We start from the raw sequence: 22,161 nt of genomic DNA, 5'->3' as shown, positions 1-22,161 counted from the left end.
ATGCTGGCGGAGTTCGCCTACGAAGAGGTCATCGCCCCGCAACGGGACGGCACCGCCGAGGACGGCACCCCCCGCTACCGCCTCCCCCTCGACGACGGGGTGACCTACCGCTTCCAGGCCCGCCGCGGCTCCTACGGCGACTGGCACGTCGACGCGGACTCCGTCACCCCCACCGGCGACCCCTTCCACTTCCTCCTCCACAGCCACGGCACCGCCCTGGCGCTGAGCGGCGACACCACCGGCCACCTCATCCGCGAGCTGACCGCGACCCTCGACGCCGACGTCCACCTGGCCGAGACGGCCCTCGACGCGGCGGCACTGGCCGACCTGGACTACGCCGCCCTGGAGGGCCACCAGACCGGTCACCCCTGGCTGGTGGCCAGCAAGGGGCGGCTGGGCTTCTCTGCCTCCGACACCGCGCGCTGGGCCCCCGAGGCCCGCACCGCGCACCGGCTGCCCTGGGCCGCCGTCCACGAGGACCTGGCCCACTACCGGGGCGTCGCCGCGCTCGCCACCCCAGGGGCCCTCTACGACCGCGAGCTGTCCCGGGCGAGCCGGGACCTGTTCGCCGAGACCGTGCGCGGCCACGGCCGCGACCCCGCCCGCTACCTCTACCTGCCCGTGCACCCCTGGCAGTGGGACGAGACGATCGCGCCCCTCTTCGCGCGGGAGATCGCAGCGGGCGCGCTGCTGCCGCTGCCGGCCGACGAGGACCTCCGGCTGCCGCAGCAGTCCGTGCGCACCTTCCTCAACCTCAGCCGGCCCCGCGCGTACTCCGTCAAGCTCCCCCTCTCCGTCCTCAACACCCTCGTCTGGCGCGGGCTGCCGACCGAACGCACGCTGGCCGCGCCGGCGGTCACCTCCTGGATCCACGCACTCCGCGACGGCGACCCGTTCCTCACCGAGGAGGCGAGGGTGATCCTGCTGGGCGAGAACGCCTCCGTGGCGGTGCCCCACCCGCTCTACGACCGGCTTCCGAAAGTGCCCTACCAGTACCGCGAGCTCCTGGGCTGCATCTGGCGCGAGCCGGTCGCCACCGCTCTCGACGCCGGTGAGCGGGCCCGCACCCTCGCCTGCCTGCTCCAGGTCGACCCCGGCGGCAGGGCGCTCGTCACCGAGCTGGTGCACCGCTCCGGGCTGGCCCCGGCGGCGTGGCTGCGCCGCCTCTTCGCGGCGCTGCTGCCGCCGCTGCTCCACTTCCTCTACCGCTACGGGGTGGTCTTCTCCCCGCACGGCGAGAACGCGATCGTGGTCTTCGACGAGGCCGACGTGCCCACCCGCCTGGCCGTCAAGGACTTCGTGGACGACGTCAACACCAGCTCCGTGCCGCTGCCCGAGCACGCCGGCATGCCCGAGGACGTGCGGCGGGTCCTGCTGACCGAGAAGCCCGGTTTCCTCACCCAGTTCATCCACTCCGGCCTCTTCGTCGGCGTCTTCCGCTACCTGGCACCGCTCTGCGAGCGGCAACTGGGCGTACCGCAGGGGGCGTTCTGGTCGATGGTGCGGGAGGAGATCCTGCGTCACCAGCACCGGTTCCCGGATCTCAAGGAGCGGTTCGCCACCTTCGACCTCCTCACCCCCCGCATCGACCGGCTCTGCCTCAACCGCAACCGTCTGCATCTGGACGGTTACCGGGACCGGTCGGTCCGGCCCCACGCGGCCGTGCACGGGACCGTCCCCAACCCTCTCCACGCCCCGTGAGCCCGCGCCTCCGCGGGCGCCGTCGCGGGGTGACCGCCGGGAGCCCTGTCCTGCCCGGACCGGTCCACCGGCCGTGGCGGGCGGTCCGCAAGGCTCCGGTCCGCGCCCGGTCCACCGGCGCCCGCAGCGTGATGTCGGTGGGGCCGCGTAGGGTGGCTGCGCTATGACCAAGCCCTCCCTCCCCGACCTGCTGCACGCCGCCGTCTCCGCCGTCGGCGGTACCGAGCGGCCCGGCCAGGTGGCCATGGCGCAGGCCGTGGCCGACGCCGTCGGCGACTCCTCGCACCTGCTGGTCCAGGCCGGCACCGGCACCGGCAAGTCGCTCGGCTACCTCGTGCCCGCTCTCGCCCACGGCGACCGGGTCGTCGTGGCCACGGCCACCCTCGCCCTCCAGCGTCAGCTGGTCGAACGCGACCTGCCGCGCACCGTGGACGCACTCCACCCCCTGCTGCGGCGACGCCCCGAGTTCGCCATGCTCAAGGGCCGCTCGAACTACCTGTGCCTGCACCGCCTGCACGAGGGCGCGCCCCAGGACGACGAGGACGGCCTCTTTGACGTCTTCGAGGAGGCGGCGCCCACCAGCAAGCTGGGGAAGGACCTGCTGCGGCTGCGTGACTTCGCCGACGAGACCGAGACCGGTGACCGCGACGCCCTCACCCCCGGTGTCTCCGACCGGGCCTGGGCGCAGGTCTCCGTCTCCTCGCGGGAGTGCCTGGGTGCGTCGAAGTGCGCCTACGGCGCGGAGTGCTTTGCCGAAGCCGCGCGGGAGCGGGCCAAGCTCGCCGACGTCGTCGTCACCAACCACGCCCTGCTGGCCATCGACGCCATCGAGGGCGCGCCGGTGCTGCCCTCCCACGAGGTGCTGATCGTCGACGAGGCGCACGAGCTGGTCTCGCGGGTCACGGGCGTGGCGACGGGGGAACTCACCCCCGGCCAGGTCAACCGGGCGGTACGCCGTGCCGCGAAGCTGGTGGACGAGAAGGCCGCGGACCAGCTGCAGACGGCTGCGGAGACCTTCGAGCGTCTCATGGAGCTTGCACTGCCCGGCAGGCTGGACGAGGTCCCCGAGGACCTCGGCTACTGCCTGATGGCGCTGCGCGACGCCGCGCGTACCGTTCTCTCCGCGCTCAACACCTCCCGCGACAGGTCCGTGCAGGACGAGGACGCCGTCCGCAAGCAGGCGGTCGCCGCGGTGGAGAACGTCCACGCCGTGGCGGAGCGCATCGCCAACGGCTCGGAATGGGACGTGGTCTGGTACGAGCGCCACGACCGCTTCGGGGCCTCGCTGCGGGTCGCGCCGCTCTCGGTGTCCGGGTTGCTGCGGGAGAAGCTGTTCACCGACCGGTCGGTGGTGCTGACCTCGGCGACGCTCCGGCTCGGCGGCGACTTCAACGGCGTGGCGGCCTCGCTCGGGCTGCCGCCGGAGGGGCAGGCCGGCGAGGACGAGCCCGACTGGAAGGGGCTGGACGTCGGTTCGCCGTTCGACTACTCCAAGCAGGGCATCCTCTACGTCGCGGGCCACCTCAACCAGCCGGGCCGGGAGGGCAACCGGACGGACATGCTGGAGGAGCTGGCAGAGCTCGTGGAGGCGGCCGGCGGCCGTACCCTCGGCCTCTTCTCCTCCATGCGGGCCGCACAGGCCGCCGCCGAGGAACTGCGCGGACGGCTGGACGTGCCGATCCTGCTGCAGGGCGAGGAGACGCTGGGCGAGCTGATCCGCAACTTCGCCGCCGACCCGCGCACCTGCCTGTTCGGGACGCTCTCCCTCTGGCAGGGCGTCGACGTCCCCGGGCCCAGCTGCCAGCTCGTCGTCATGGACCGGGTGCCCTTCCCCCGGCCGGACGACCCGCTGATGAGCGCCCGGCAGAAGGCGGTGGAGGAGGCTGGCGGCAACGGCTTCATGGCTGTGGCCGCCACCCATGCCGCTCTGCTGATGGCGCAGGGCGCGGGGCGCCTGGTGCGGGCCACGGGCGACCGCGGTGTGGTCGCCGTGCTCGACCCCCGGGTGGCGAGGGCCCGCTACGGCACTTTCCTGCGGCGGTCCATGCCGGACTTCTGGTACACCACGGACCGCAACCAGGTCCGCCGCTCCCTCGCCGCCATCGACGCGGCGGCGAAACTGGCGGAGACGACTCCGCCGGCCGTCTCCGAGGCGGAGGCGGGCGAGTAGCCGGCCGACCTCGTACGGTCACGCCCGTGCCGGGCGGAACGCAGCGGTGACGGGGAGCGCAGCGGTGACGGGGAGCGCTGCGGTGACGGGAACACAGCAGGGCCCCGGAACCGGCGCAGTGGTTCCGGGGCCCGGTCAGGGGGCTCGCTCAGACGCGCCGCAGTACGGCGACCACCTTGCCGAGGATGGTCGCCTCGTCACCGGGGATGGGCTGGTAGGCCGCGTTGTGCGGCAGCAGCCAGACGTGGCCGTCCTCGCGCTTGAAGCGCTTGACGGTGGCCTCGCCGTCCAGCATCGCGGCCACGATGTCGCCGTTCTCCGCCACCGGCTGGCGGCGGACGGTGACCCAGTCGCCGTCACAGATGGCCGCCTCGATCATCGAGTCACCGACGACCTTCAGGACGAAGAGTTCGCCGTCTCCGACGAGCTGGCGGGGGAGGGGGAAGACGTCCTCGACGGACTCCTCGGCCAGGATCGGGCCACCTGCGGCGATCCGGCCGACCAGGGGGACGTAGGAGGCTGCCGGCTTGCCGGTGGTGTCCGCAGGGAGGCTGCTCGGCTGGTCGGAGGCGCGGACCTCGTAGGCGCGGGGGCGGTGCGGGTCACGACGGAGGAAACCCTTGCGTTCCAGCGCCATGAGCTGATGGGCTACCGAGGAGGTACTGGAGAGGCCGACCGCCTGTCCGATCTCCCGCATGGACGGCGGGTATCCGCGCCGCTGGACGGAGTCGCGGATCACCTCGATGACGCGACGCTGCCTGTCGGTCAGACCGGAACTGTCGGCCCGAACACCAGGTGGCCTCCCTGGCAGTGCACGCGCGGGCTTCTGGCCCTCCGCGAGCGCCGTGGCGTCGTCCCTCGTGCCGTTGCGGGCCTGCTCGAAACGGCCCGGTGTGGCGCCCTGGGCGGTGTTCTGGGCGGTAAGCGTGGCGCTGTCTGCGGTAGTGGTCACGTCGGCCCCTCTCGGAATGTTCTCCCTGGTTAGCCAACGGTAGTTCCTTTCGAAAGGTTGCGCCAAACACACGTTCGAGTGAAAAATCGACGATTTGGTCGCATCGCTTTAGCGGGCGGTGGTAGGCCCCGAATCCGTTGGCCGGAAGGGGCAAAGCGTGTCCCGCGGAAAGAAAACGTGGCACGTGAAAGCCGGTGTCCCCGTCCATCCTCCCCGGTCCGCTCCGCGCTCTTCTCCGCGGGGTGGGCGGGGAAATCGCAGACGGCCGGGCGGTCGGTCCCGGCCGTCCCGTGGCGCACCCGGCCGACACCGGGTGCGCCTCGCCCCGTCCGTTCCCGGGCGCGTCGCGGCAGTCTGTGGGCACCGGGGCGAAGGCGCGGGCGGGGGTGCGCCCAGCCGCCGCCCCGGCGCGGCGGGGCGCCGGTGGAGTGGGCCGCCGGCCCGCGTGGCGTATGGGCCGCCCGGGTGGGGCCGTGCCGCCGGAGTGTGACACGCGGTTGTGGGGAGAGTAGCCGCCGTGCCACCACATGTAGTGGTTTGATGGGCACACGCCACCACAACTAGTGGTCCCCCGTCTTCCGGCGCGAGGGGCATCGCCTATGCTTGTGGCCGCCCCGAAGGGACCTGTGGGTCCTGTGGGGCTCATCAGTCGTACCCGTGCAGGCAGCAGCCGCCGCGTACGTCCGTACACCGAGGGCGAGGAGGACCCGGCCGTGCACTGCCCCTTCTGCAGGCACCCCGACAGTCGGGTCGTGGACAGCCGCACCACCGACGACGGCACCTCGATCCGTCGCCGTCGCCAGTGCCCCGACTGCTCCCGCCGCTTCACGACGGTGGAGACGGCGTCCCTGATGGTCATCAAGCGCAGCGGGGTCACCGAACCCTTCAGTCGCGACAAGGTCATCTCCGGCGTCCGCAAGGCGTGCCAGGGGCGCCCGGTCACCGAGGACGCCCTGGCGAAGCTGGGGCAACGGGTGGAGGAGGCGGTCCGGGCCACCGGCAGCGCCGAGCTGACCACCCACGACGTGGGGCTGGCGATACTCGGCCCGCTGGAGGAGCTCGACCTCGTCGCGTACCTGCGGTTCGCCTCCGTCTACCGGGCCTTCGACTCCTTGGAGGACTTCGAGGCGGCCATCGCCGAGCTCCGGGACGAACGGGAGCACGGGGCTCCGCCGCCGGGCGACGGCGGCCGGACGCCCGAGGCGCCGGTGGCCACCGTTTCGGCCGAGACGGACTGACCGCCGCGTTTCCGGGAACCCGCCCCGGTCGCGATCCCGTCCCGACGCGGAGGGCGCGGCCCGTGCGGCGGGGCTTCCCCGGGGTGCCCGGCCGTGCCGGCCGGACACCGGAACCAGGACTCACCAGGCGTCCACGACGTACTGGTACCAGACAGACACACACCGTGCACAGGAAGAAGTGTGCACATATGGGCGTTTGCCCGTACAGGGAGGCGGAATGACAGAGACAGCGAGCGGCCCGGCACGAGGCTCCCGCTCCAAGGGAAGCAAGGGCGGCGCGGCCCGCACGGGGCTCCGCGTCGAGCGCATTCACACCACTCCCGGTGTGCACCCCTACGACGAGGTCGCATGGGCGAAGCGCGACGTCGTCATGACCAACTGGCGTGACGGCTCGGTCAACTTCGAGCAGCGCGGTGTGGAGTTCCCGGAGTCCTGGTCGGTCAACGCGACCAACATCGTCACCAGCAAGTACTTCCGGGGCGCCGTCGGGACGCCCCAGCGCGAGAGCAGCCTCAAGCAGCTCATCGACCGCGTGGTGAAGACCTACCGCAAGTCCGGTGAGGACAACGGCTACTTCGCCTCCCCGGCCGACGCGGAGATCTTTGAGCACGAGCTGGCGTACGCCCTGCTGCACCAGGTCTTCAGCTTCAACTCGCCGGTCTGGTTCAACGTCGGCACCCAGCAGCCGCAGCAGGTCAGCGCCTGCTTCATCCTCTCCGTCGACGACTCCATGGAGTCCATCCTGGAGTGGTACAAGGAAGAGGGGATGATCTTCAAGGGCGGCTCCGGCGCCGGCCTGAACCTCTCCCGCATCCGCTCCTCCAAGGAGCTGCTCTCCTCCGGCGGCAACGCCTCCGGCCCCGTCTCCTTCATGCGCGGTGCCGACGCCTCCGCCGGAACGATCAAGTCGGGCGGTGCCACGCGCCGCGCCGCCAAGATGGTCGTGCTCGACGTCGACCACCCCGACGTCGAGGCCTTCATCGACACGAAGGTCAAGGAGGAGGAGAAGATCCGCGCCCTGCGCGACGCGGGCTTCGACATGGACCTCGGTGGTGACGACATCACCTCCGTGCAGTACCAGAACGCCAACAACTCGGTCCGCGTGAACGACGAGTTCATGAAGGCGGTGGAGGCGAACGCGAAATTCGGCCTGCGGGCCCGCCAGACCGGCGAGGTCATCGAGGAGGTCGACGCCAAGGGCCTGTTCCGCAAGATGGCGGAGGCAGCCTGGGCGTGCGCCGACCCCGGCATCCAGTACGACGACACCATCAACCACTGGCACACCTCGCCGGAGACGGGCCGCATCACCGCGTCCAACCCGTGCAGCGAGTACATGCACCTGGACAACTCGTCCTGCAACCTCGCCTCGCTGAACCTCATGAAGTTCCTGCGGGACGACGACGAGGGCAACCAGTCCTTCGACGCCGAGCGGTTCGCCAAGGTCGTCGAGCTGGTCATCACCGCGATGGACATCTCCATCTGCTTCGCCGACTTCCCCACCGAGAAGATCGGCGAGACCACCCGCGCCTTCCGGCAGCTCGGCATCGGCTACGCCAACCTCGGCGCCCTGCTGATGGCCACCGGCCACGCCTACGACTCCGACGGCGGCCGCGCGCTGGCCGGGGCCATCACCTCGCTGATGACCGGCACCTCCTACCGCCGCAGCGCGGAGCTGGCAGCGATCGTCGGCCCCTACGAGGGCTACGCCCGCAACGCCGACGCCCACAAGCGCGTCATGCGCCAGCACGCCGACGCCAACCGCGACGCCAAGCGGATGGACGACCTGGACAACCCCGTCTGGGCCGCTGCCACCGAGGCCTGGCAGGACGTGGTCCGCCTGGGCGAGAAGAACGGCTTCCGCAACGCCCAGGCCTCGGTGCTGGCCCCCACCGGCACCATCGGCCTGATGATGGACTGCGACACCACCGGCGTCGAGCCTGACCTCGCCCTGGTGAAGTTCAAGAAGCTCGTCGGCGGCGGCTCGATGCAGATCGTCAACAACACGGTGCCCAAGGCGCTCAAGCGCCTCGGCTACCAGGACGAGCAGGTCGAGGCGATCGTCGCCCACATCGCCGAGCACGGCAACGTCATCGACGCCCCGGGGCTGCGCACCGAGCACTACGAGGTCTTCGACTGCGCCATGGGCGAGCGCTCCATCTCCCCGATGGGCCACGTGCGGATGATGGCCGCCGCGCAGCCGTTCCTCTCCGGTGCCATCTCCAAGACGGTCAACGTCCCCGAGTCGGCCACCGTCGAGGAGATCGAGGAGGTCTACTACGAGGGCTGGAAGCTCGGCCTGAAGGCCCTCGCGATCTACCGCGACAACTGCAAGGTCGGCCAGCCCCTCTCCGTGAAGAAGAAGGAGGAGGCGAAGAAGGCCGAGGAGACCAAGGCGGAGGCCAAGCCGGAGAAGGTCGTCGAGTACCGTCCGGTCCGCCGCCGGCTGCCCAAGGGCCGCCCGGGCATCACCACCTCCTTCACGGTCGGTGGCGCCGAGGGCTACATGACGGCCAACTCCTACCCGGACGACGGGCTGGGCGAGGTCTTCCTGAAGATGTCCAAGCAGGGCTCGACCCTCGCGGGCATGATGGACGCCTTCTCCATCGCGGTCTCCGTGGGCCTCCAGTACGGCGTGCCGCTGGAGACCTACGTCTCGAAGTTCACCAACATGCGCTTCGAGCCGGCCGGTATGACCGACGACCCGGACGTGCGGATGGCGCAGTCGATCGTCGACTACATCTTCCGCCGCCTGGCGCTGGACTTCCTGCCGTTCGAGACCCGCTCGGCGCTCGGCATCCACTCCGTCGAGGAGCGTCAGCGCCACCTGGAGACGGGCTCCTACGAGCCGGCCGAGGCCGAGGAGGACACGGACTCCCTCGCCCAGTCGGCGCCGACGCAGAGCAGCCAGGCACCGCACGCCGCCTCGGACATCGTCGAGGAGAGCGCGGCGCCCGCCCCCAAGCAGGCGCACACCAACGCCGAACTGGTGGAGATGCAGCTCGGCATCAACGCCGACGCCCCGCTCTGCTTCTCCTGCGGCACCAAGATGCAGCGGGCAGGCAGCTGCTACCTGTGCGAGGGCTGCGGCTCCACCAGCGGGTGCAGCTGACGGCCGGCTGAGTCGGACCCGGGTCGCCCGCCTCCCGCGGGCACCGGGTACCTGACCGACGCGACCGGGGGCGGTCCGGAGAACTTCCGGGCCGCCCCCGTCGCGCTGCCGTCCTCGGGACGCTCAGGTGGGTTCCCCACCAGGAGGCGTGCCGAGCAGTAATTGCCTTGCGGGCAGCGGATGGCAGGCATAGACATGGCTGTCCGACGCCCGCCGGGACCGACGGCCGGCCTGACAGCGAAAGGAGGCGGAGTCCCCGTGTGTGCCACGTTCACCGCGCCTGCCTCCTCCGGGGAGGCCGACCACGTCCGGCCCCGGAACGGGTAGGCACCTTCCTCAGGAGCCCGCCTTGCCCAAGGCACCGAACGACCTGACCGTGCGCCCGCTGGCCGACCGCACGGAACTCGGCCTCTTCCGCCGCCTGCCCTACGTGCTCAACGAGGAGCTGACCGAGGACCTCGCCGCCGGCCGCCGACGTCCGGAGTGGATGTGGGTGGCGCTGCGCGGGGACCGACTGCTCGCGCGCGCGGCCTGGTGGAGCCGGCCGGGGGACGACGTCCCCTGCTTCCTGGACGTCCTGGACATGGCCGAGGACCTCCCGGACGCCGAACGCCTGGCCGTGGGTGAGCGGCTCCTGCGCACGGCGACGGCCGCCACCTTCCCGAGCGGGGTGTGCCCACCGGAGTACAGCCGCTTCGTCCCGCCCCGGTGGCGTGAGGACGCCCTCGCCCGCCGCACCGTCAGCGACCGCATGGCGGTGGCGGAGCGCACCGGCGCCCGCCTGTTCGTCGAACGGCTGCGCCTGGAGTGGCGGCAGGGGACCCCGCTCCCCGAACCGGGCGGGCGCCTGCGGTTCCGGCCGGTCGAGGAGACCGGGGAACTGCTGGCCCTGATGGTCTCGGCACTGGACGGGACGCTGGACGCGCACAGCCGTGACCAGCTGACCCGGATGTCCGCGCGCGACGCGGCCAGAGAACACCTGGAGGACGAGTTCCTGCGGTACACCTCGCCGAGGCGGTGGTGGCGGATCGCGACCCTGGCCGACGGAGAGCCGGTGGGCCTGGTCGTCCCGGCCCGCAACGACTACAACCCCGTCATCGCCTACCTGGCCGTACTGCCCGGTCACCGCGGCAGCGGCTACGTCGACGAGATCCTCGCCGAGGGCACCCGCGTCCTGGCCGGACAGGGTGCTCACCGCATCCGGGCCGCCACCGACCTCGGCAACGCCCCGATGGCCGCCGCCTTCGAGCGTGCCGGATACGTCAACTTCGGACGGGAAATCATGATGACCTGGGGCTGAGCGGCACCACGGAGGGGTGGGCACCGGCTCTCGGAGGCACCGCGGGCCTCACCCGAGGAGGGCCGTCAGCCGACGTGCCTGCTGCTCGGCGGTGCCCGGCGGGTTCCGCGGAACCTCCCGTTCAGCATCGAGGGCCAGCAGGAAGAGCCACACGAGGGCGAGCAGGCGCCGGCAGTCCGTCAGCCGCTCGCGTTCCGCCGCGGAGAGGTCGAAGCGGTGCAGGAAGGACGCCACGTCCAGCGGCGGGTCCTCCCAACTGGCCAATGCTCGGTGATCTCCGCCAGCTCGAGGACACGGTCGCTGCGCCCCGAGTCCTCGAAGTCGACCACGCGCACCCGCTCCCCGTCCCACAGGTAGTTGGCGAGGTTGCCGTCACCGGCCCCGAACACGGGCCGTGCCCCCGCCGTGCCCCCGGCGTCCAGCCCCGACCCGGCCAGCCAGAGGAGCCCGCGTTCCGCGGCCCGGGCCACCTCCCCGCCGTGCGGTGGCCCGGGCCGCGCGGACGCCCAGGAGCGGAGGCGTGCGACCAGGTCCTGCTGGTGCCCGGGCCGGAGTGGGAGGGAGCGCACCACCTCGGACGGCACGGCGCAGTGGAGCGTCCGCACCGCCTCGGCCAGAGCGTCCAGTCGCCGCTCGTCCAGCGGACGGCCGCGCAGCGCTACGCCGGGCAGCCGCGACATCACGACGAGCGGTCGGCCGGCCGTGAGCTCCGCCCGCCGGGGGACGGGGGCGAGCCCCGGCGCGTACCGGGCGAGCAGCGTCAGCCCGCGCCACTCGCGCGCACACCGCCCCCGCTCGCCGGCGGAGAACTGCTTGGTCACCTTCCGGCCGCTCGGTTCCACCGCGTGCGTGCGCCAGGAGACGGAGGACATGGGAGGCATCCTGCCAGGGGCCTCCACGGCCAGGGGATGTGTGCGGAAGGTGATCTTCTCGGGACTCCTGTGGGGGAACCTGATCCAATCCACCCGAGCGGCCGTGCACTTGGCCCTACCATGGCGCGGTGCTGGTGAAGTGGATCCGTTGCTCCGTCGTGGACCGTCGAGGGTTCGAGCGGGGGCAGCGGAAATGGGCGGGCCTGCTGGGCGAACCAGGTTTCCGGGCGCAGGCCGGAGGCTGGAGCCGGCTGCGGCCGGGCGTGGCGCACCTGGTCGCCTTCTGGGAGAGCAGGGCCTTCTACGACTCCTTCATGGCGCGCTCCCACGACCGCCTGGCCGCCGCCCAGGCCGGTACCTACTCGAAGGTACAGACGCGGCTTTTTGAATACGGTTTCGACGTCAAGGTGGGGTTCGAGCCGGTCTTCGCCGACGCGGACGTGCTCCGGCTCGCCCACTGCCAGGTGCACCCCGACCGCGTCGAGCACTTCACGCTCATGCAAGAGAAGGTCTGGAACCCCGCCATGGCCGGGTCACCGGGCATGCTCCGAGGGCTGCTGGGCAGCGCCGCGGGCGAGGAGTTCCTGATCCTCTCGGTGTGGCAGTCCTCGGCCGAACGGGGCAAGTACCGCCAGGAACGGGTGGAGCGGCTGGGACTGCGGGCGCAGACGGAGGCCGACGTCCGAGCGGTGGACGGGGACGTGGTCGCGCTGGAACCCTCCTGGACGGTGTGAGCCCGCTGTTTCCCGCCCCCGGCCACCCGAGCAGCGGCCCGGACCGGGGAGGAGCCGCCCGCCGCGCGGACGGAGCGCTTCGGCCCCCGCTTGCGGACGCCTGGGTGGCCTCGGTGGGCGCAGGCGCAGTGGGCAGCGGCCTGGCCGGGACGGCGGGCCCGCTCCGGGGTACGGCGACCCCGCGCGTTGACCGCGCCCGAAGGGGCGCAGCTGCGGTCCCGGACGGCGGGTGCGGTGCGCGGGCCGGCCGACACGCCGGTGGTGGCGGGGGAGTGGCGGATGCCGGAGGGGGAAGGAGGCGACTTCCGTACCTCAGGTCTTAGGGTGGTTCGCATGGCAAGGCCGCGACGCATCGTCCTCCTCCGGCACGGGGAGTCGGAGGGCAACATCGACGACACGGTCTACGAACGCGAACCGGATCACGCGCTCAGCCTCACCACCGCCGGTCTGCACCAGGCGGAGGAGGCCGGCGCGGAGCTGCGCGAGCTGTTCGGCGGCGAACGGATCTCCGCCTACGTCTCCCCCTACCGCCGCACCCACCAGACCTTCCAGGCCCTCGCGCTCGCGCCCGAGCGGGTGAGGATGCGCGAGGAGCCCAGGCTGCGGGAGCAGGACTGGGGGAACTGGCAGGACCGGGAGGACGTGCGTCTCCAGAAGGCCTACCGCGACGCCTACGGACACTTCTTCTACCGCTTCGCCCAGGGCGAGTCCGGCGCGGACGTCTACGACCGGGTGGGCGCCTTCCTGGAGAGCCTGTGGCGCAGCTTCGAGCACCCCGACCACCCGCCGAACGTGCTCATAGTGACCCACGGCCTCACCATGCGGCTCTTCTGCATGCGCTGGTTCCACTGGACGGTCGCCGAGTTCGAGTCGCTGTCGAACCCGGGCAACGCCGAGTACCGCGTCCTCGAACTCGGCACCAAGGGCAAGTACACGATGGACCGGCCCTTCGAGCACTGGTGCAGCCCCGAATCGATCGGCTTCACCGGTTAGAGTTCAGCCCGATGAGCGCTGACCGCCCGAACCCTCACGACCGCCGCCGCGCCCCCGCCGCCCGCCCCTCCACCGGCCCCGCAGAGGGTGACGGCGAGGCCGCCGCGCCCAGGTCCCCGGAGCCCGCCACGGACCGCCTGGAGCGGGCCGTGGCGAGCCTGCGGGGGCTCTCGGTGGGAGACGCCTGGGGCTCCCAGTTCTTCGTGCCCGCCAACCACCCCCTGCTGCGACGCCGGGAACTGCCGCCCGGGCCCTGGCAGTGGACGGACGACACCGAGATGGCCGCCTCCGTGGTGGCCGTACTGGCCCGCCACGGCCGGATCGACCAGGACGCCCTCGCCTCCTCCTTCGCGGCCCACCACGACTTCGACCGCGGTTACGGTCCCGCCGTGAACCGCATGCTGCGGCTGGTGCGGGAGGGCGGGGACTGGCGGGAGCTGGCCGCCGCCCTCTTCAACGGCCAGGGGTCGTGGGGCAACGGCGCGGCCATGCGCATCGCCCCCCTGGGGGCCTGGTACGCCGACGACCCGGAGCAGGCCACGCACCAGGCCGAGATCTCCGCCTACACCACGCACCAGCACCGGGAGGCCGTGGTGGGCGCCATGGCGGTGGCCGCCGCCACGGCCCTGCTGGCGGGCGCCGAGACGGCCACCGGGCCCCATGCCCTCCTGGAGGGGGTCACGGAGCTGGTGCCGCGCAGTGCGGTGAAGGCGGGGCTGCGGCGGGCCCGCGACATGCTCGACTACGCCGATCCGCAGACGGTCGCCGCCGTCCTCGGGTGCGGTCGCCGGACCAGCGCACACGACACGGTCCCCTTCGCGCTGTGGGCCGCCGCCCGCCACCTCGACGACTTCGAGGAGGCTCTGTGGGCGACCGCCAGAGCGGGCGGGGACGTGGACACCACCTGCGCCATCGTGGGCGGCGTCCTTGCCGGCGGGGGACGTCTCGCCCCGCCGGCGTCCTGGGAGAGGCAGACCGAACCGTTGCCCGCCTGGCTGCCCGACCGACCCGCCTGACCGGGGCCGTTGGCCGTGCCGTCCCGGCCTGCCGCCCCCGCTGAGCGAGGGCCGCGCCGACCGGGACAGCCGTGGGGGAGACCGGTGGCGACAGCGCGACCCGGGAGGCGTAACCTGGCAGGCGCCATGCCGTACGAGCCTCCCACCCACACCGTCGAGCGATCACTGCGCGCCACGACCGGGGCGAAGATCGTTGCCGGAGTGGACGAGGTGGGGCGCGGCGCCTGGGCGGGGCCGGTCACGGTCTGCGCGGCGATCACCGGACTGCGTCGGCCCCCCGAGGGGCTGACCGACTCCAAGCTGCTGACCGTCAAGCGCCGCACCGAACTGGCCGAGGTGCTCAGTACATGGGTCACGGCCCATGCGCTGGGACACGCCTCGGCGGAGGAGATCGACGAGCTCGGTATGACCGCGGCTCTCCGCCTGGCTGCCGGACGCGCCCTGGAGGCGCTGCCGGTGCGGCCGGACGCCGTGATCCTCGACGGCAAGCATGACTACCTGGGCCGTCCCTGGCGGGTACGCACCGTCATCAAGGGCGACCAGTCCTGCGTGGCGGTGGCTGCGGCCTCGGTGCTGGCCAAGGTGTTCCGGGACGGAATGATGGCCGAACTCGGCCTTCAGCACGCGGCGTTCGCCTTCGGCGAGAACGCCGGGTACCCCTCGCCGGTACACCGCGCGGCCCTGGAGGAGTACGGTCCTACGCCGTACCACCGGGTTTCGTGGTCGTACATGGACGCCCTCACGCGCTGGCAGCACCTGAAGAAGGTCCGGGTCGTCGCCGAGAACGCCGCTCTGGAGGCCGGAGGCCAACTCGGCTTCGACTTCTGAACGGTAGGCACGTGAAGTGGCACCCGCCGACACGTTCCGCACCCACGTTTGATAGACATCCCTTTATGCCTCTCATCCCCGAGGAGCCTCAGATTCACGAGAGTGTCCCGGGTCCCCGCGCCTCTTCGGCCGCCGGCCGCACCGCGTCGACCCCCCGCCCCGTACCTGGCCCCGGCCCGCGTCCCGCACCGCCGCGCGGTGCTCCCGCCTCCAGCGCCCGACCGGGCAGGCCGGGCCCGCCGCGAGGTCCCGCCCCCACCCCGCCGAACCCGCGGGCAGGGGCAGCCAAGCCGACGGCCCAGGCCGCACCGGCCCCCCAACTCCAGCTGATCCCCGCCCCGGTGAACGGTGCGGTCGACGCCGCCGACGAGGCGGTCGACCTGCTGCTCGACTCGGGCCGTGCCCCCGAGGACGTCCTGGTGCTCACCGTCGGTGAGGTCCACCCCTGGGCGTCGCACGAGCTGTCCTTCGGCGAGCAGTCCTACTGGGCGCAGCAGGACGCCGCGGACGACGTCTTCTACGCCGACGCCTCCTCGGACCGGCTCAAGGGCCGCCCCGTGGTCGTCGTCGCCGTGAACGGCGGCACGGACGAGACGACCGCCCGGGCCCTGCCCGCCGCCATGGGACTCGCGGGCGTGCTGCTCGTGGTCTGCGGCGACCCGCAGCGCATCAACACGGTCCTCGGCACGAACGCCTGAGCTCCACCCGGTGGTGACCGGCCCTCGACGGCCGTGAGCCACCGGACCCGAGCATGTCCCCGGTGACGTCGACGCCGCCGGGGACTTCTGCGTACCCCGGTGCGGCACTCGTCCGTGCTCCTGGCCTGCGGCTTCTCCGTACCGCCGCTGGGTGTGCGTTTGCACCCGGGCTTCTGCGTGATGTGGCGGGGCGGTCGCCTGTTCCCTGCCGGTGGGCTCGGGTGGCCGGCCGGTCGGGGGCGTGAGTGGCGATGCGATGTGGTGAGAGGCGGCGGTGGGGCGCTGAGGGCGGCGTCTCAGCGCGCGCTTCGCCGGTGTGTTCAGCCGGCTCCGCCTCTGTCAGCCGGCTCCGGTGTTCACGCCTGCGGTGTTCAGCTTGCTCCGCCGGTCTTGCGCCGGGGCGGTTCGGGGTGGTTCGGGCCGGACAGTCCCTTCGGCGCGCTGAGGGGCGCGGGCTGGCGGGCGGTCTGGCGGGCCGGGCCGGGGCGCCGTCCCGGCGTCTGCCCCGGGGTGGAGCGTTGCCGGCTTCCCCCCGCCACCGGTATCAGGGTTTCGGGCGCCGCCCCGGACGGACGCGGGGCTCCGGGCTCGTGGGAGGCGGGGCTACTCTGCGGCGTGAGGCCGTCGTGGCCGGTGAATGTGGTGCGTACGGCGGGGCCGTCATGGCCGGCGGGGACGTCCTGCGGGGTGGTGTCGGCCTCGGCGGCAGGGACGGAGGCGGGTTCGGTGACTGAGGAGGGCCCGGCCGGCAGTGTGCGGCTGCGCACCGCCCGGGGCTTGGGAACGCTGAGCAGCCTTGAGGGCGACCCCACCCGGGGACGACGCCCGCTACGGTCCTCTCCCTGCACCTGCCAGCCCTCGCCGGTCATGACGACGTACGCGCCGCAGCGCAGTCCGTGCAAGCTGCATGCGTCCCGCAACCCCCACATCCAGGCGCCGTCGTACACCGTCCAGAAGGTCTCCCCCTCGCGGCACAGCAGGAGGACCGCGGTCCGTACCGGTGTCCGGCGGCGCAGGTCGTGAGGGATGACGAGGCGCAGTTGGGCCAGGATGGCGTTGCGGAACCGCCAGCCGTCGCAGGGGCCCTCGGAGACGCGGAACGAGGCGCTGGCGACCAGGCGTTCGTCCGGGTCGAGGACGGCGATCGTGGCGGTCGTCGGGAGGGGGACGTGGCGGTCGTAGAGGGAGGTCACGGTCTGCCGGGACCCGCGGAGCGGAGGGATGCCGGCGTCAGCCCATTCGGCGGGCGTCAGCATGCGGCTGGGGCCCGCCTCCGGGTCGGTGGCTCCGGGGTCGCCGGGCGTGGCGGGGGTGGGGAATCCGAGGGACACGGGCCTCCCTTCGTCTGCGCGGTGCGAGTCCGGGTCGTCCGCGGCGCTGCGGTCGACGAGGATCCCCGGACGAGCAGGTACGGTCGACAGGGGAGGCTTCAATTCTCGTAGGTGAACAGGCCGTCGGCAACGGATAGTTCGGGCGAGTGCGCCGTTATCGCGGGACAGGTCCCGTATGTTTCGCCGCGCGGAGTACGGAGTGCGTCCGTGCCTCCGGCCGTCCACGCCCCGGCTGGTCTCCTTCTCGTCACGGCTCCCCGGTGGAGTGCCGCCGCTGCCGACGCGTGACTCGGCTGCTCACGGCGGCTCCGCCTCAGCCCTGGACGGCCAGGACGAACGGGTACACCCCCGGTGCCCCTGCCTGTCGCAGCAGCCGTGCGGCCACGGCGAGCGTCCACCCCGAGTCGGCGACGTCGTCGACCAGCAGGAGCGGCCCCTCCGCAGCCGACACCCGGGCAGCCAGCTCCGGCGGCAGGATCAGCGAGTCGTGCAGTGCGCGCAGACGCTGGGCACTGTTGGTCCGGGACGGACGGAGCGCCTCGGCATCCCGGTACGCCAGCGTTCCCAGGAACGGCATGCGCCCCACCCCGGCGATGTGCTCGGCCAACGACCCCACCAACTGCGGACGGCCGGCGGAGGGTACGGCCACGACGGCGGCCGGGCGGGGCGGGGCGTCGGACGCTCCGGTGGCCCAACCGCCCTGACCCTTGGCCCAGTCCGCCAGTACCTCCACCACGGCCGCCGCGACGTCCTCGGGCACCGGCCCGTCCTCGCTCCGGGCGTCCAGCAGCGGTCGCAGACGGTTGCCCCAGCCGATGTCCGAGAGCCGGCCCAGAGCCCGACCGGTGGCTGCCTGTTCGGAGGCCGGGATGCGGCCCTTCAGCTCGACACCCACGGCGGGGAGCCCGGTGGGCCACATGCGCCTGGGTTCCAACTCGAACCCGGGCCTGTTCAGTTCCCCGCGCGCTGCGGCCAGGGTCGCGGGCGAGACAGCCGGATCGAACCTTCTCCCCACGCAGTTGTCGCAGCGACCACAGGGTTTGGCGGCCTCGTCGTCGAGTTGTTCCCGCAGGAACTCCATACGGCAGCGCCCGGTGCTGACGTACTCACGCATGGCCTGCTGCTCGGCGGTGCGTTGGCGTGCCACCCAGTCGTAGCGCGCGTGGTCGTACTCCCAGGGCCGGCCGGTTGCGGTCCAACCGCCCTTGACGCGCCGTACGGCACCGTCGACGTCGAGCACCTTGAGCATCATCTCCAGCCGGGAGCGGCGCACGTCCACCATCGGTTCCAGAGCGGGCAGCGACAGAGGGCGGTCCGCTGCGCCCAGGACGTCCAGAGCGCGCCGCACCTGTTCCTCGGGAGGGAAGGCGAGCGAGGCGAAGTACTGCCAGATCGCCTGGTCCTCCGGCCCCGGCAGCAGCAGGACCTCCGCGTGTTCGACGCCGCGCCCCGCCCGGCCGACCTGCTGGTAGTAGGCAATGGGGGAGGAGGGCGAGCCGAGGTGCACGACGAACCCGAGGTCGGGCTTGTCGAAGCCCATGCCCAGCGCCGAGGTGGCCACCAGGGCCTTCACGCGGTTCTCGAGCAGGTCGTCCTCGGCCTGCTGGCGGTCCGCGTTCTCCGTTCTGCCGGTGTACGAGGCGACCTGGTGGCCGCGTTCCCGCAGGAAGGCGGTGACCTCCTGGGCCGCCGCCACGGTGAGGGTGTAGATGATGCCCGAACCCGGAAGGTCCGTCAGGTGGTCCGCGAGCCACGCCAGGCGGTGTGCGGCGTCCGGCAGTGGCAGCACCCCCAGGCTGAGGCTCTCGCGGTCCAGCGGCCCCCGCAGTACCAGTGCCTCGCCCGCTCCCTCACCCGTGCCGAGCTGGTCGGCGATGTCGGCGGTGACCCGGGCGTTGGCGGTGGCGGTGGTGGCGAGCACCGGCACCCCGGTCGGCAGCTCGCGCAGCATGGTGCGCAGCCGCCGGTAGTCGGGCCGGAAGTCGTGCCCCCAGTCGGAGATGCAGTGGGCCTCGTCCACCACGAGGAGGCCGGTGGCCGCGGCCAGTCGTGGCAGCACCTGGTCGCGGAAGTCCGGGTTGTTCAGCCTCTCGGGACTCACCAGCAGCACGTCGACCTCGCCGGCGGCGATCTCCGCCTGCACGCCCTCCCACTCCTCGGTGTTGGAGGAGTTGATCGTGCGCGCGGTGATCCCGGCCCGCGCCGCAGCAGCCACCTGGTTGCGCATGAGGGCGAGCAGGGGGGAGACGATCACGGTGGGCCCGCCGCCACGCTCGCGCAGCAGGGCCGTCGCGACGAAGTACACCGCGGACTTGCCCCAGCCCGTGCGCTGCACCACGAGGGTCCGCCGCCGCTCGGCCACCAGGGCGTACACGGCTCGCCACTGGTCCTCACGGAGACGCGCCGTGCCGTCCGGGCTGCCGACGAGACGGCTCAGGACGGCGTCGGCGGAGATCCGCAGTTCTTCCTCGTTCATGCCCCCATGCAACCCGATGGCACTGACACCGCGCGACCTCCCGCGCCCGCCTGTGGACAACTCACGATCCGTTGCCCCTGCCTGAACGGAGAGTTATCCACAGGGGTGGCGGTGAGTGCCCGGCCCGCGGGATCTTCGAGTCATGAACGAGAACGCCGAACAGGCACCCCACACGTCCGACCACCCGGCAACCACTTCAGGTGAGATGCCGTCGTCCGAGGCGCCCTCCGGCCCCCGCACCAGCGCCGGAGCACATCCCGCCACCGGCACGCCCGGGGCCGGAGCGGATGCCCCCGGCGGTTCGCGGCCCGCCCGACCACCGGCGCCCGCCACCCCTGCCGCAAGGGCCCGTGAGGGCCGCACCCCCGGTCCGCTCCCGACTCCGCCCGAGGGCGAGGGGACCGGCGAGACGCGGGTGATGCTGCGAGGCTCATCCGAACTCGCCGACGCACTGCCCTACCTGCTCGGCTACTACCCGGACGACAGCGTCGTCCTCGTCGCGCTGCACGGACCTCAGGGCCGGTTCGGGGGGCGGGTCCGGATCGGCATCCCGAGGGACCGGGAGCAGTGGGACCAGGTGGCGGACCAGTTGGCCGCCTGCCTGGTGGGCGCTGCCGAGGAGCGGGGCGGGCGACCGGAGGGCGTCATCGCCTACCTCTGCCAGGACCCGGTGGGGCCCGAGACGGGCGGTGACGTCAAACGGCGGCTGCAGCCGTTCGCGCAGCGGCTGCGCACCGCCTTCGGTGCGCTGGACGTGCCGGTGCTCGAGGCGCTGTGCCTGTCCAGCGGCCGCTACTGGTCCTACTGCTGCCCCGACTACCGCTGCTGCCCCGACGAGGGCACCCGCCTCGCTCTGCCGGGCACCTCGGTCATGGCTGCGACCGCCGCCTATACGGGGATGCGGGTGCGCGGGTCGCTGCGGGACATGGAGGCCCGCTTCGCGCCCTTCACGGGCCGGCGTGCCGTCGAACAGGAGAAGGCACTGGACGCCGTGGCCTCCGCCCTGGTCCCGCGCCTGCTCGACGCGGGGGAGACCGATCAGGTCGCAAGGGAGACCTCGCAGCTGCTCCACCACGTCCTGGACCGGTTCCGGAGCGACGTGCCGTCCGGCAGCACACGCGCCCGTGACGCCTGCGACGACGCCCTCCTCACGCCTGGTGAGAGCGCCGAACTGATCATCGGCCTCCAGGACCGCGAGGTGCGTGACGAGGCGGCTCGATGGATGGAGGACGACGCCGCGGCTCCCGCCCTGCGGCTCTGGCGGGCGCTGTCCAGGCGCTGCGTCGGCGGCTTCCGCGAGCACGCCGCCGCCCCGCTGGCACTGGCAGGCTGGGTGGCGTGGTCCAGCGGTGACGAGCCTTCTGCCAGGGTCGCTCTCGGCGCGGCCGTGCAGGCCGACCCCGAGTACGTCTTCGCCAGGCTCCTCCAGCAGGCGATCAACCAGGGGCTCGACGCGGAGGAGGTCCGGCGCTGCCTCCGCGGGGCCGGGGAGCCACGCGGACCGAAGACCTCTTCCGGCAACGGCAGCTCCGACCTGCTGCCCGGGACCGGCGGCAGGGGGGACGCAGGGGCGGTGCGGGCCGGTCGCAGGCCCGTCGGCCGTACCTCCGCCAAGCGACGCGGGGCGAAGGCCGGGCGTGGCGCGGAGACCAAGGGCCCGGCCGGCCCCGCCGGGGTACGACCGGCCGGGCCGTCGGCGGTGCGGCCGAGAAGCGGGGGGCGGGTCCCGGCTCCGCGGGTGTCGCCCGAGGGGCCGGGCGTGCGAGGTGACCGACCGTGAGCCCGCTCCCGCCGACCGGTCGCCGTCACAGGGACGGAGCCGGCTCCACAGCCTGTCGGGAGACCTCGCACATGGCCTGTTTATCGTCAGGGGGACGACTATGATCACGGCATGCCTCGCTACGACCCGTCGGCCTTTCCACCGTTCGCAGTCACCGTCGACCTGGTCGTTCTCACCGTCAGGCGACATGCCCTGTGCGCCCTGGTCGTACGGCGCGGCGAACCGCCGTTCCAGGGGCGGTGGGCGCTCCCGGGCGGCTTCGTCAGGGTGGACGAGGACCTCGACACGGCTGCTGAGCGTGAACTGGCCGAGGAGACCGGCCTGCGTGCCCACAGTGCCTTCGAGCCACCGTCCGCCGAGGGAGCGCACCTCGAGCAGTTGGCCACCTACGGCGCTCCCGACCGCGATCCCCGCATGCGGGTCGTCAGTGTGGCGCACCTCGCGCTGGCTCCGGACCTCCCGACGCCTCGGCCCGGCGGAGACGCCCGCGGCGCCCGATGGGCGCCCGTCGAGGAGCTGCTGGACGGCGCTGCCCCTGGGGAGGCAGCGGAGGGACGGGAGCCGCTCGCCTTCGACCACGCGCGCATCCTGTCGGACGGTGTGGAGCGCGCTCGCTCCAAGATCGAGTACTCGGCCCTGGCCACGGCGTTCTGCCCGCCCGAGTTCACCGTGGGCGAGCTGCGGCGCGTCTACGAGGCGGTCTGGGGTGTGGCCCTGGACCCACGCAACTTCCACCGCAAGGTCACCGGTACGCCAGGCTTCCTCGTCCCCACCGGGGGCACGACGACGCGTCAGGGCGGTCGCCCCGCGCAGCTCTTCCGGGCCGGCGGGGCGACGCTTCTCAACCCTCCGATGCTCCGTCCGGAGATCTGAGCAGCGGCACGGCGGCCACGTTCCCCAAGCGGGTCGCCGCCGTTCCGCGGCCTTCGGGTCGCGGTGGCGCAGGGTGGGGGCCGGGGCGAG

At 72.6% G+C, this 22,161-nt stretch carries 16 protein-coding genes and 1 pseudogene; 12 read left to right on the top strand and 5 right to left on the bottom strand.

All coding sequences use genetic code 11. From position 1 onward, the window contains the following. Both ACFV3R_RS19925 and ACFV3R_RS19920 read left to right on the top strand, forming a co-directional pair. Nucleotides 1-1,701, top strand: coding sequence for an IucA/IucC family protein (locus ACFV3R_RS19925; RefSeq protein WP_385584517.1), 1,701 nt, complete (start codon nucleotides 1-3; stop codon nucleotides 1,699-1,701). 163 nt (nucleotides 1,702-1,864) lie between these two features. Beyond that, the gene (locus ACFV3R_RS19920; RefSeq protein WP_385584365.1) at nucleotides 1,865-3,871 is read left to right on the top strand and encodes an ATP-dependent DNA helicase; all 2,007 of its coding nucleotides are present in this window, start codon (nucleotides 1,865-1,867) and stop codon (nucleotides 3,869-3,871) included. Nucleotides 3,872-4,019: 148 nt separating this feature from the next. Here the strand turns inward: ACFV3R_RS19920 and lexA are convergent, their stop codons facing one another. After that, nucleotides 4,020-4,823 carry a transcriptional repressor LexA gene (lexA, locus tag ACFV3R_RS19915; protein ID WP_385584363.1) on the bottom strand — a complete coding sequence of 268 codons (804 nt, stop codon included), beginning with the start codon at nucleotides 4,821-4,823 and terminating at the stop codon, nucleotides 4,020-4,022. 713 nt (nucleotides 4,824-5,536) lie between these two features. Between lexA and nrdR the strand changes: the two genes are divergently transcribed. From nrdR to ACFV3R_RS19900, 3 genes are all read left to right on the top strand, one after another. Next, nucleotides 5,537-6,061 carry a transcriptional regulator NrdR gene (gene nrdR / locus ACFV3R_RS19910; protein ID WP_385584514.1) on the top strand — a complete coding sequence of 175 codons (525 nt, stop codon included), beginning with the start codon at nucleotides 5,537-5,539 and terminating at the stop codon, nucleotides 6,059-6,061. Nucleotides 6,062-6,278: 217 nt separating this feature from the next. Continuing rightward, complete coding sequence (locus tag ACFV3R_RS19905; protein WP_385584359.1) at nucleotides 6,279-9,170, top strand: vitamin B12-dependent ribonucleotide reductase; 2,892 nt, start codon at nucleotides 6,279-6,281, stop codon at nucleotides 9,168-9,170. A 349-nt stretch (nucleotides 9,171-9,519) separates the two neighbouring features. Continuing rightward, on the top strand, nucleotides 9,520-10,470 hold the full coding sequence (locus ACFV3R_RS19900) for a GNAT family N-acetyltransferase (protein WP_385584356.1): 951 nt from the start codon (nucleotides 9,520-9,522) through the stop codon (nucleotides 10,468-10,470). A gap of 48 nt (nucleotides 10,471-10,518) precedes the next feature. Here ACFV3R_RS19900 and ACFV3R_RS19895 read toward each other — a convergent pair whose 3' ends face one another. Both ACFV3R_RS19895 and ACFV3R_RS19890 read right to left on the bottom strand, forming a co-directional pair. Beyond that, nucleotides 10,519-10,704: a hypothetical protein gene (locus ACFV3R_RS19895; protein WP_385584353.1), complete on the bottom strand. Its 186-nt coding sequence runs from the start codon at nucleotides 10,702-10,704 to the stop codon at nucleotides 10,519-10,521. Continuing rightward, nucleotides 10,650-11,342 carry a phosphotransferase family protein gene (locus ACFV3R_RS19890; protein ID WP_385584350.1) on the bottom strand — a complete coding sequence of 231 codons (693 nt, stop codon included), beginning with the start codon at nucleotides 11,340-11,342 and terminating at the stop codon, nucleotides 10,650-10,652. Before ACFV3R_RS19890 ends, ACFV3R_RS19895 begins: the two co-directional genes overlap by 55 nt. Nucleotides 11,343-11,470: 128 nt before the next feature. Between ACFV3R_RS19890 and ACFV3R_RS19885 the strand changes: the two genes are divergently transcribed. The 5 genes from ACFV3R_RS19885 to ACFV3R_RS19865 all read left to right on the top strand — a co-directional run bounded on the left by ACFV3R_RS19885 (nucleotide 11,471) and on the right by ACFV3R_RS19865 (nucleotide 15,611). After that, nucleotides 11,471-12,076, top strand: coding sequence for a YdbC family protein (locus tag ACFV3R_RS19885; RefSeq protein ID WP_385584347.1), 606 nt, complete (start codon nucleotides 11,471-11,473; stop codon nucleotides 12,074-12,076). A 333-nt stretch (nucleotides 12,077-12,409) separates the two neighbouring features. Beyond that, nucleotides 12,410-13,069: a histidine phosphatase family protein gene (locus ACFV3R_RS19880; protein ID WP_385584344.1), complete on the top strand. Its 660-nt coding sequence runs from the start codon at nucleotides 12,410-12,412 to the stop codon at nucleotides 13,067-13,069. An 11-nt stretch (nucleotides 13,070-13,080) separates the two neighbouring features. Further along, nucleotides 13,081-14,085, top strand: coding sequence for an ADP-ribosylglycohydrolase family protein (locus ACFV3R_RS19875; protein ID WP_385584341.1), 1,005 nt, complete (start codon nucleotides 13,081-13,083; stop codon nucleotides 14,083-14,085). 126 nt (nucleotides 14,086-14,211) lie between these two features. Next, nucleotides 14,212-14,913, top strand: a complete 702-nt coding sequence (locus ACFV3R_RS19870; RefSeq protein WP_385584338.1) for a ribonuclease HII — start codon at nucleotides 14,212-14,214, stop codon at nucleotides 14,911-14,913. A 65-nt stretch (nucleotides 14,914-14,978) separates the two neighbouring features. Next, nucleotides 14,979-15,611 carry a hypothetical protein gene (locus tag ACFV3R_RS19865; protein WP_385584336.1) on the top strand — a complete coding sequence of 211 codons (633 nt, stop codon included), beginning with the start codon at nucleotides 14,979-14,981 and terminating at the stop codon, nucleotides 15,609-15,611. Between the two features lie 800 nt (nucleotides 15,612-16,411). On the opposite strand, the pseudogene ACFV3R_RS19860 reads toward ACFV3R_RS19865, so the two are convergent. Then, a pseudogene (locus ACFV3R_RS19860) lies at nucleotides 16,412-16,942 on the bottom strand (hypothetical protein); the annotation flags it as partial. Nucleotides 16,943-17,255: 313 nt separating this feature from the next. Next, a complete protein-coding gene (locus ACFV3R_RS19855; protein WP_385584333.1) occupies nucleotides 17,256-19,418 on the bottom strand; it encodes a RecQ family ATP-dependent DNA helicase in 2,163 nt (720 codons plus the stop codon). Between the two features lie 418 nt (nucleotides 19,419-19,836). Between ACFV3R_RS19855 and ACFV3R_RS19850 the strand changes: the two genes are divergently transcribed. Next, nucleotides 19,837-21,198: a DUF4192 domain-containing protein gene (locus ACFV3R_RS19850; RefSeq protein WP_385584330.1), complete on the top strand. Its 1,362-nt coding sequence runs from the start codon at nucleotides 19,837-19,839 to the stop codon at nucleotides 21,196-21,198. 111 nt (nucleotides 21,199-21,309) lie between these two features. Then, nucleotides 21,310-22,071, top strand: a complete 762-nt coding sequence (locus ACFV3R_RS19845; protein WP_385584327.1) for an NUDIX domain-containing protein — start codon at nucleotides 21,310-21,312, stop codon at nucleotides 22,069-22,071. Nucleotides 22,072-22,161 lie beyond the last annotated feature (90 nt).

The organism is Streptomyces sp. NPDC059740, assembly GCF_042733155.1.
GTDB lineage: Bacteria > Actinomycetota > Actinomycetes > Streptomycetales > Streptomycetaceae > Streptomyces.
The sequence above is the reverse complement of the archived record's forward strand: the minus strand, read 5'-3'. Positions and strand labels throughout refer to the sequence as shown.

What these genes read in the sequence shown, in the direction of transcription:
- ACFV3R_RS19845 (WP_385584327.1), top strand. Translation starts at nt 21,310, where the DNA reads ATGCCTCGCTACGACCCGTCGGCCTTTCCACCGTTCGCAGTCACCGTC.
- ACFV3R_RS19875 (WP_385584341.1), top strand. Translation starts at nt 13,081, where the DNA reads ATGAGCGCTGACCGCCCGAACCCTCACGACCGCCGCCGCGCCCCCGCC.
- ACFV3R_RS19920 (WP_385584365.1), top strand. Translation starts at nt 1,865, where the DNA reads ATGACCAAGCCCTCCCTCCCCGACCTGCTGCACGCCGCCGTCTCCGCC.
- ACFV3R_RS19870 (WP_385584338.1), top strand. Translation starts at nt 14,212, where the DNA reads ATGCCGTACGAGCCTCCCACCCACACCGTCGAGCGATCACTGCGCGCC.
- ACFV3R_RS19855 (WP_385584333.1), bottom strand. Translation starts at nt 19,418, where the DNA reads ATGAACGAGGAAGAACTGCGGATCTCCGCCGACGCCGTCCTGAGCCGT.
- ACFV3R_RS19890 (WP_385584350.1), bottom strand. Translation starts at nt 11,342, where the DNA reads ATGTCCTCCGTCTCCTGGCGCACGCACGCGGTGGAACCGAGCGGCCGG.
- ACFV3R_RS19865 (WP_385584336.1), top strand. Translation starts at nt 14,979, where the DNA reads ATGCCTCTCATCCCCGAGGAGCCTCAGATTCACGAGAGTGTCCCGGGT.
- ACFV3R_RS19925 (WP_385584517.1), top strand. Translation starts at nt 1, where the DNA reads ATGCTGGCGGAGTTCGCCTACGAAGAGGTCATCGCCCCGCAACGGGAC.
- ACFV3R_RS19905 (WP_385584359.1), top strand. Translation starts at nt 6,279, where the DNA reads ATGACAGAGACAGCGAGCGGCCCGGCACGAGGCTCCCGCTCCAAGGGA.
- ACFV3R_RS19880 (WP_385584344.1), top strand. Translation starts at nt 12,410, where the DNA reads ATGGCAAGGCCGCGACGCATCGTCCTCCTCCGGCACGGGGAGTCGGAG.
- ACFV3R_RS19850 (WP_385584330.1), top strand. Translation starts at nt 19,837, where the DNA reads ATGCTGCGAGGCTCATCCGAACTCGCCGACGCACTGCCCTACCTGCTC.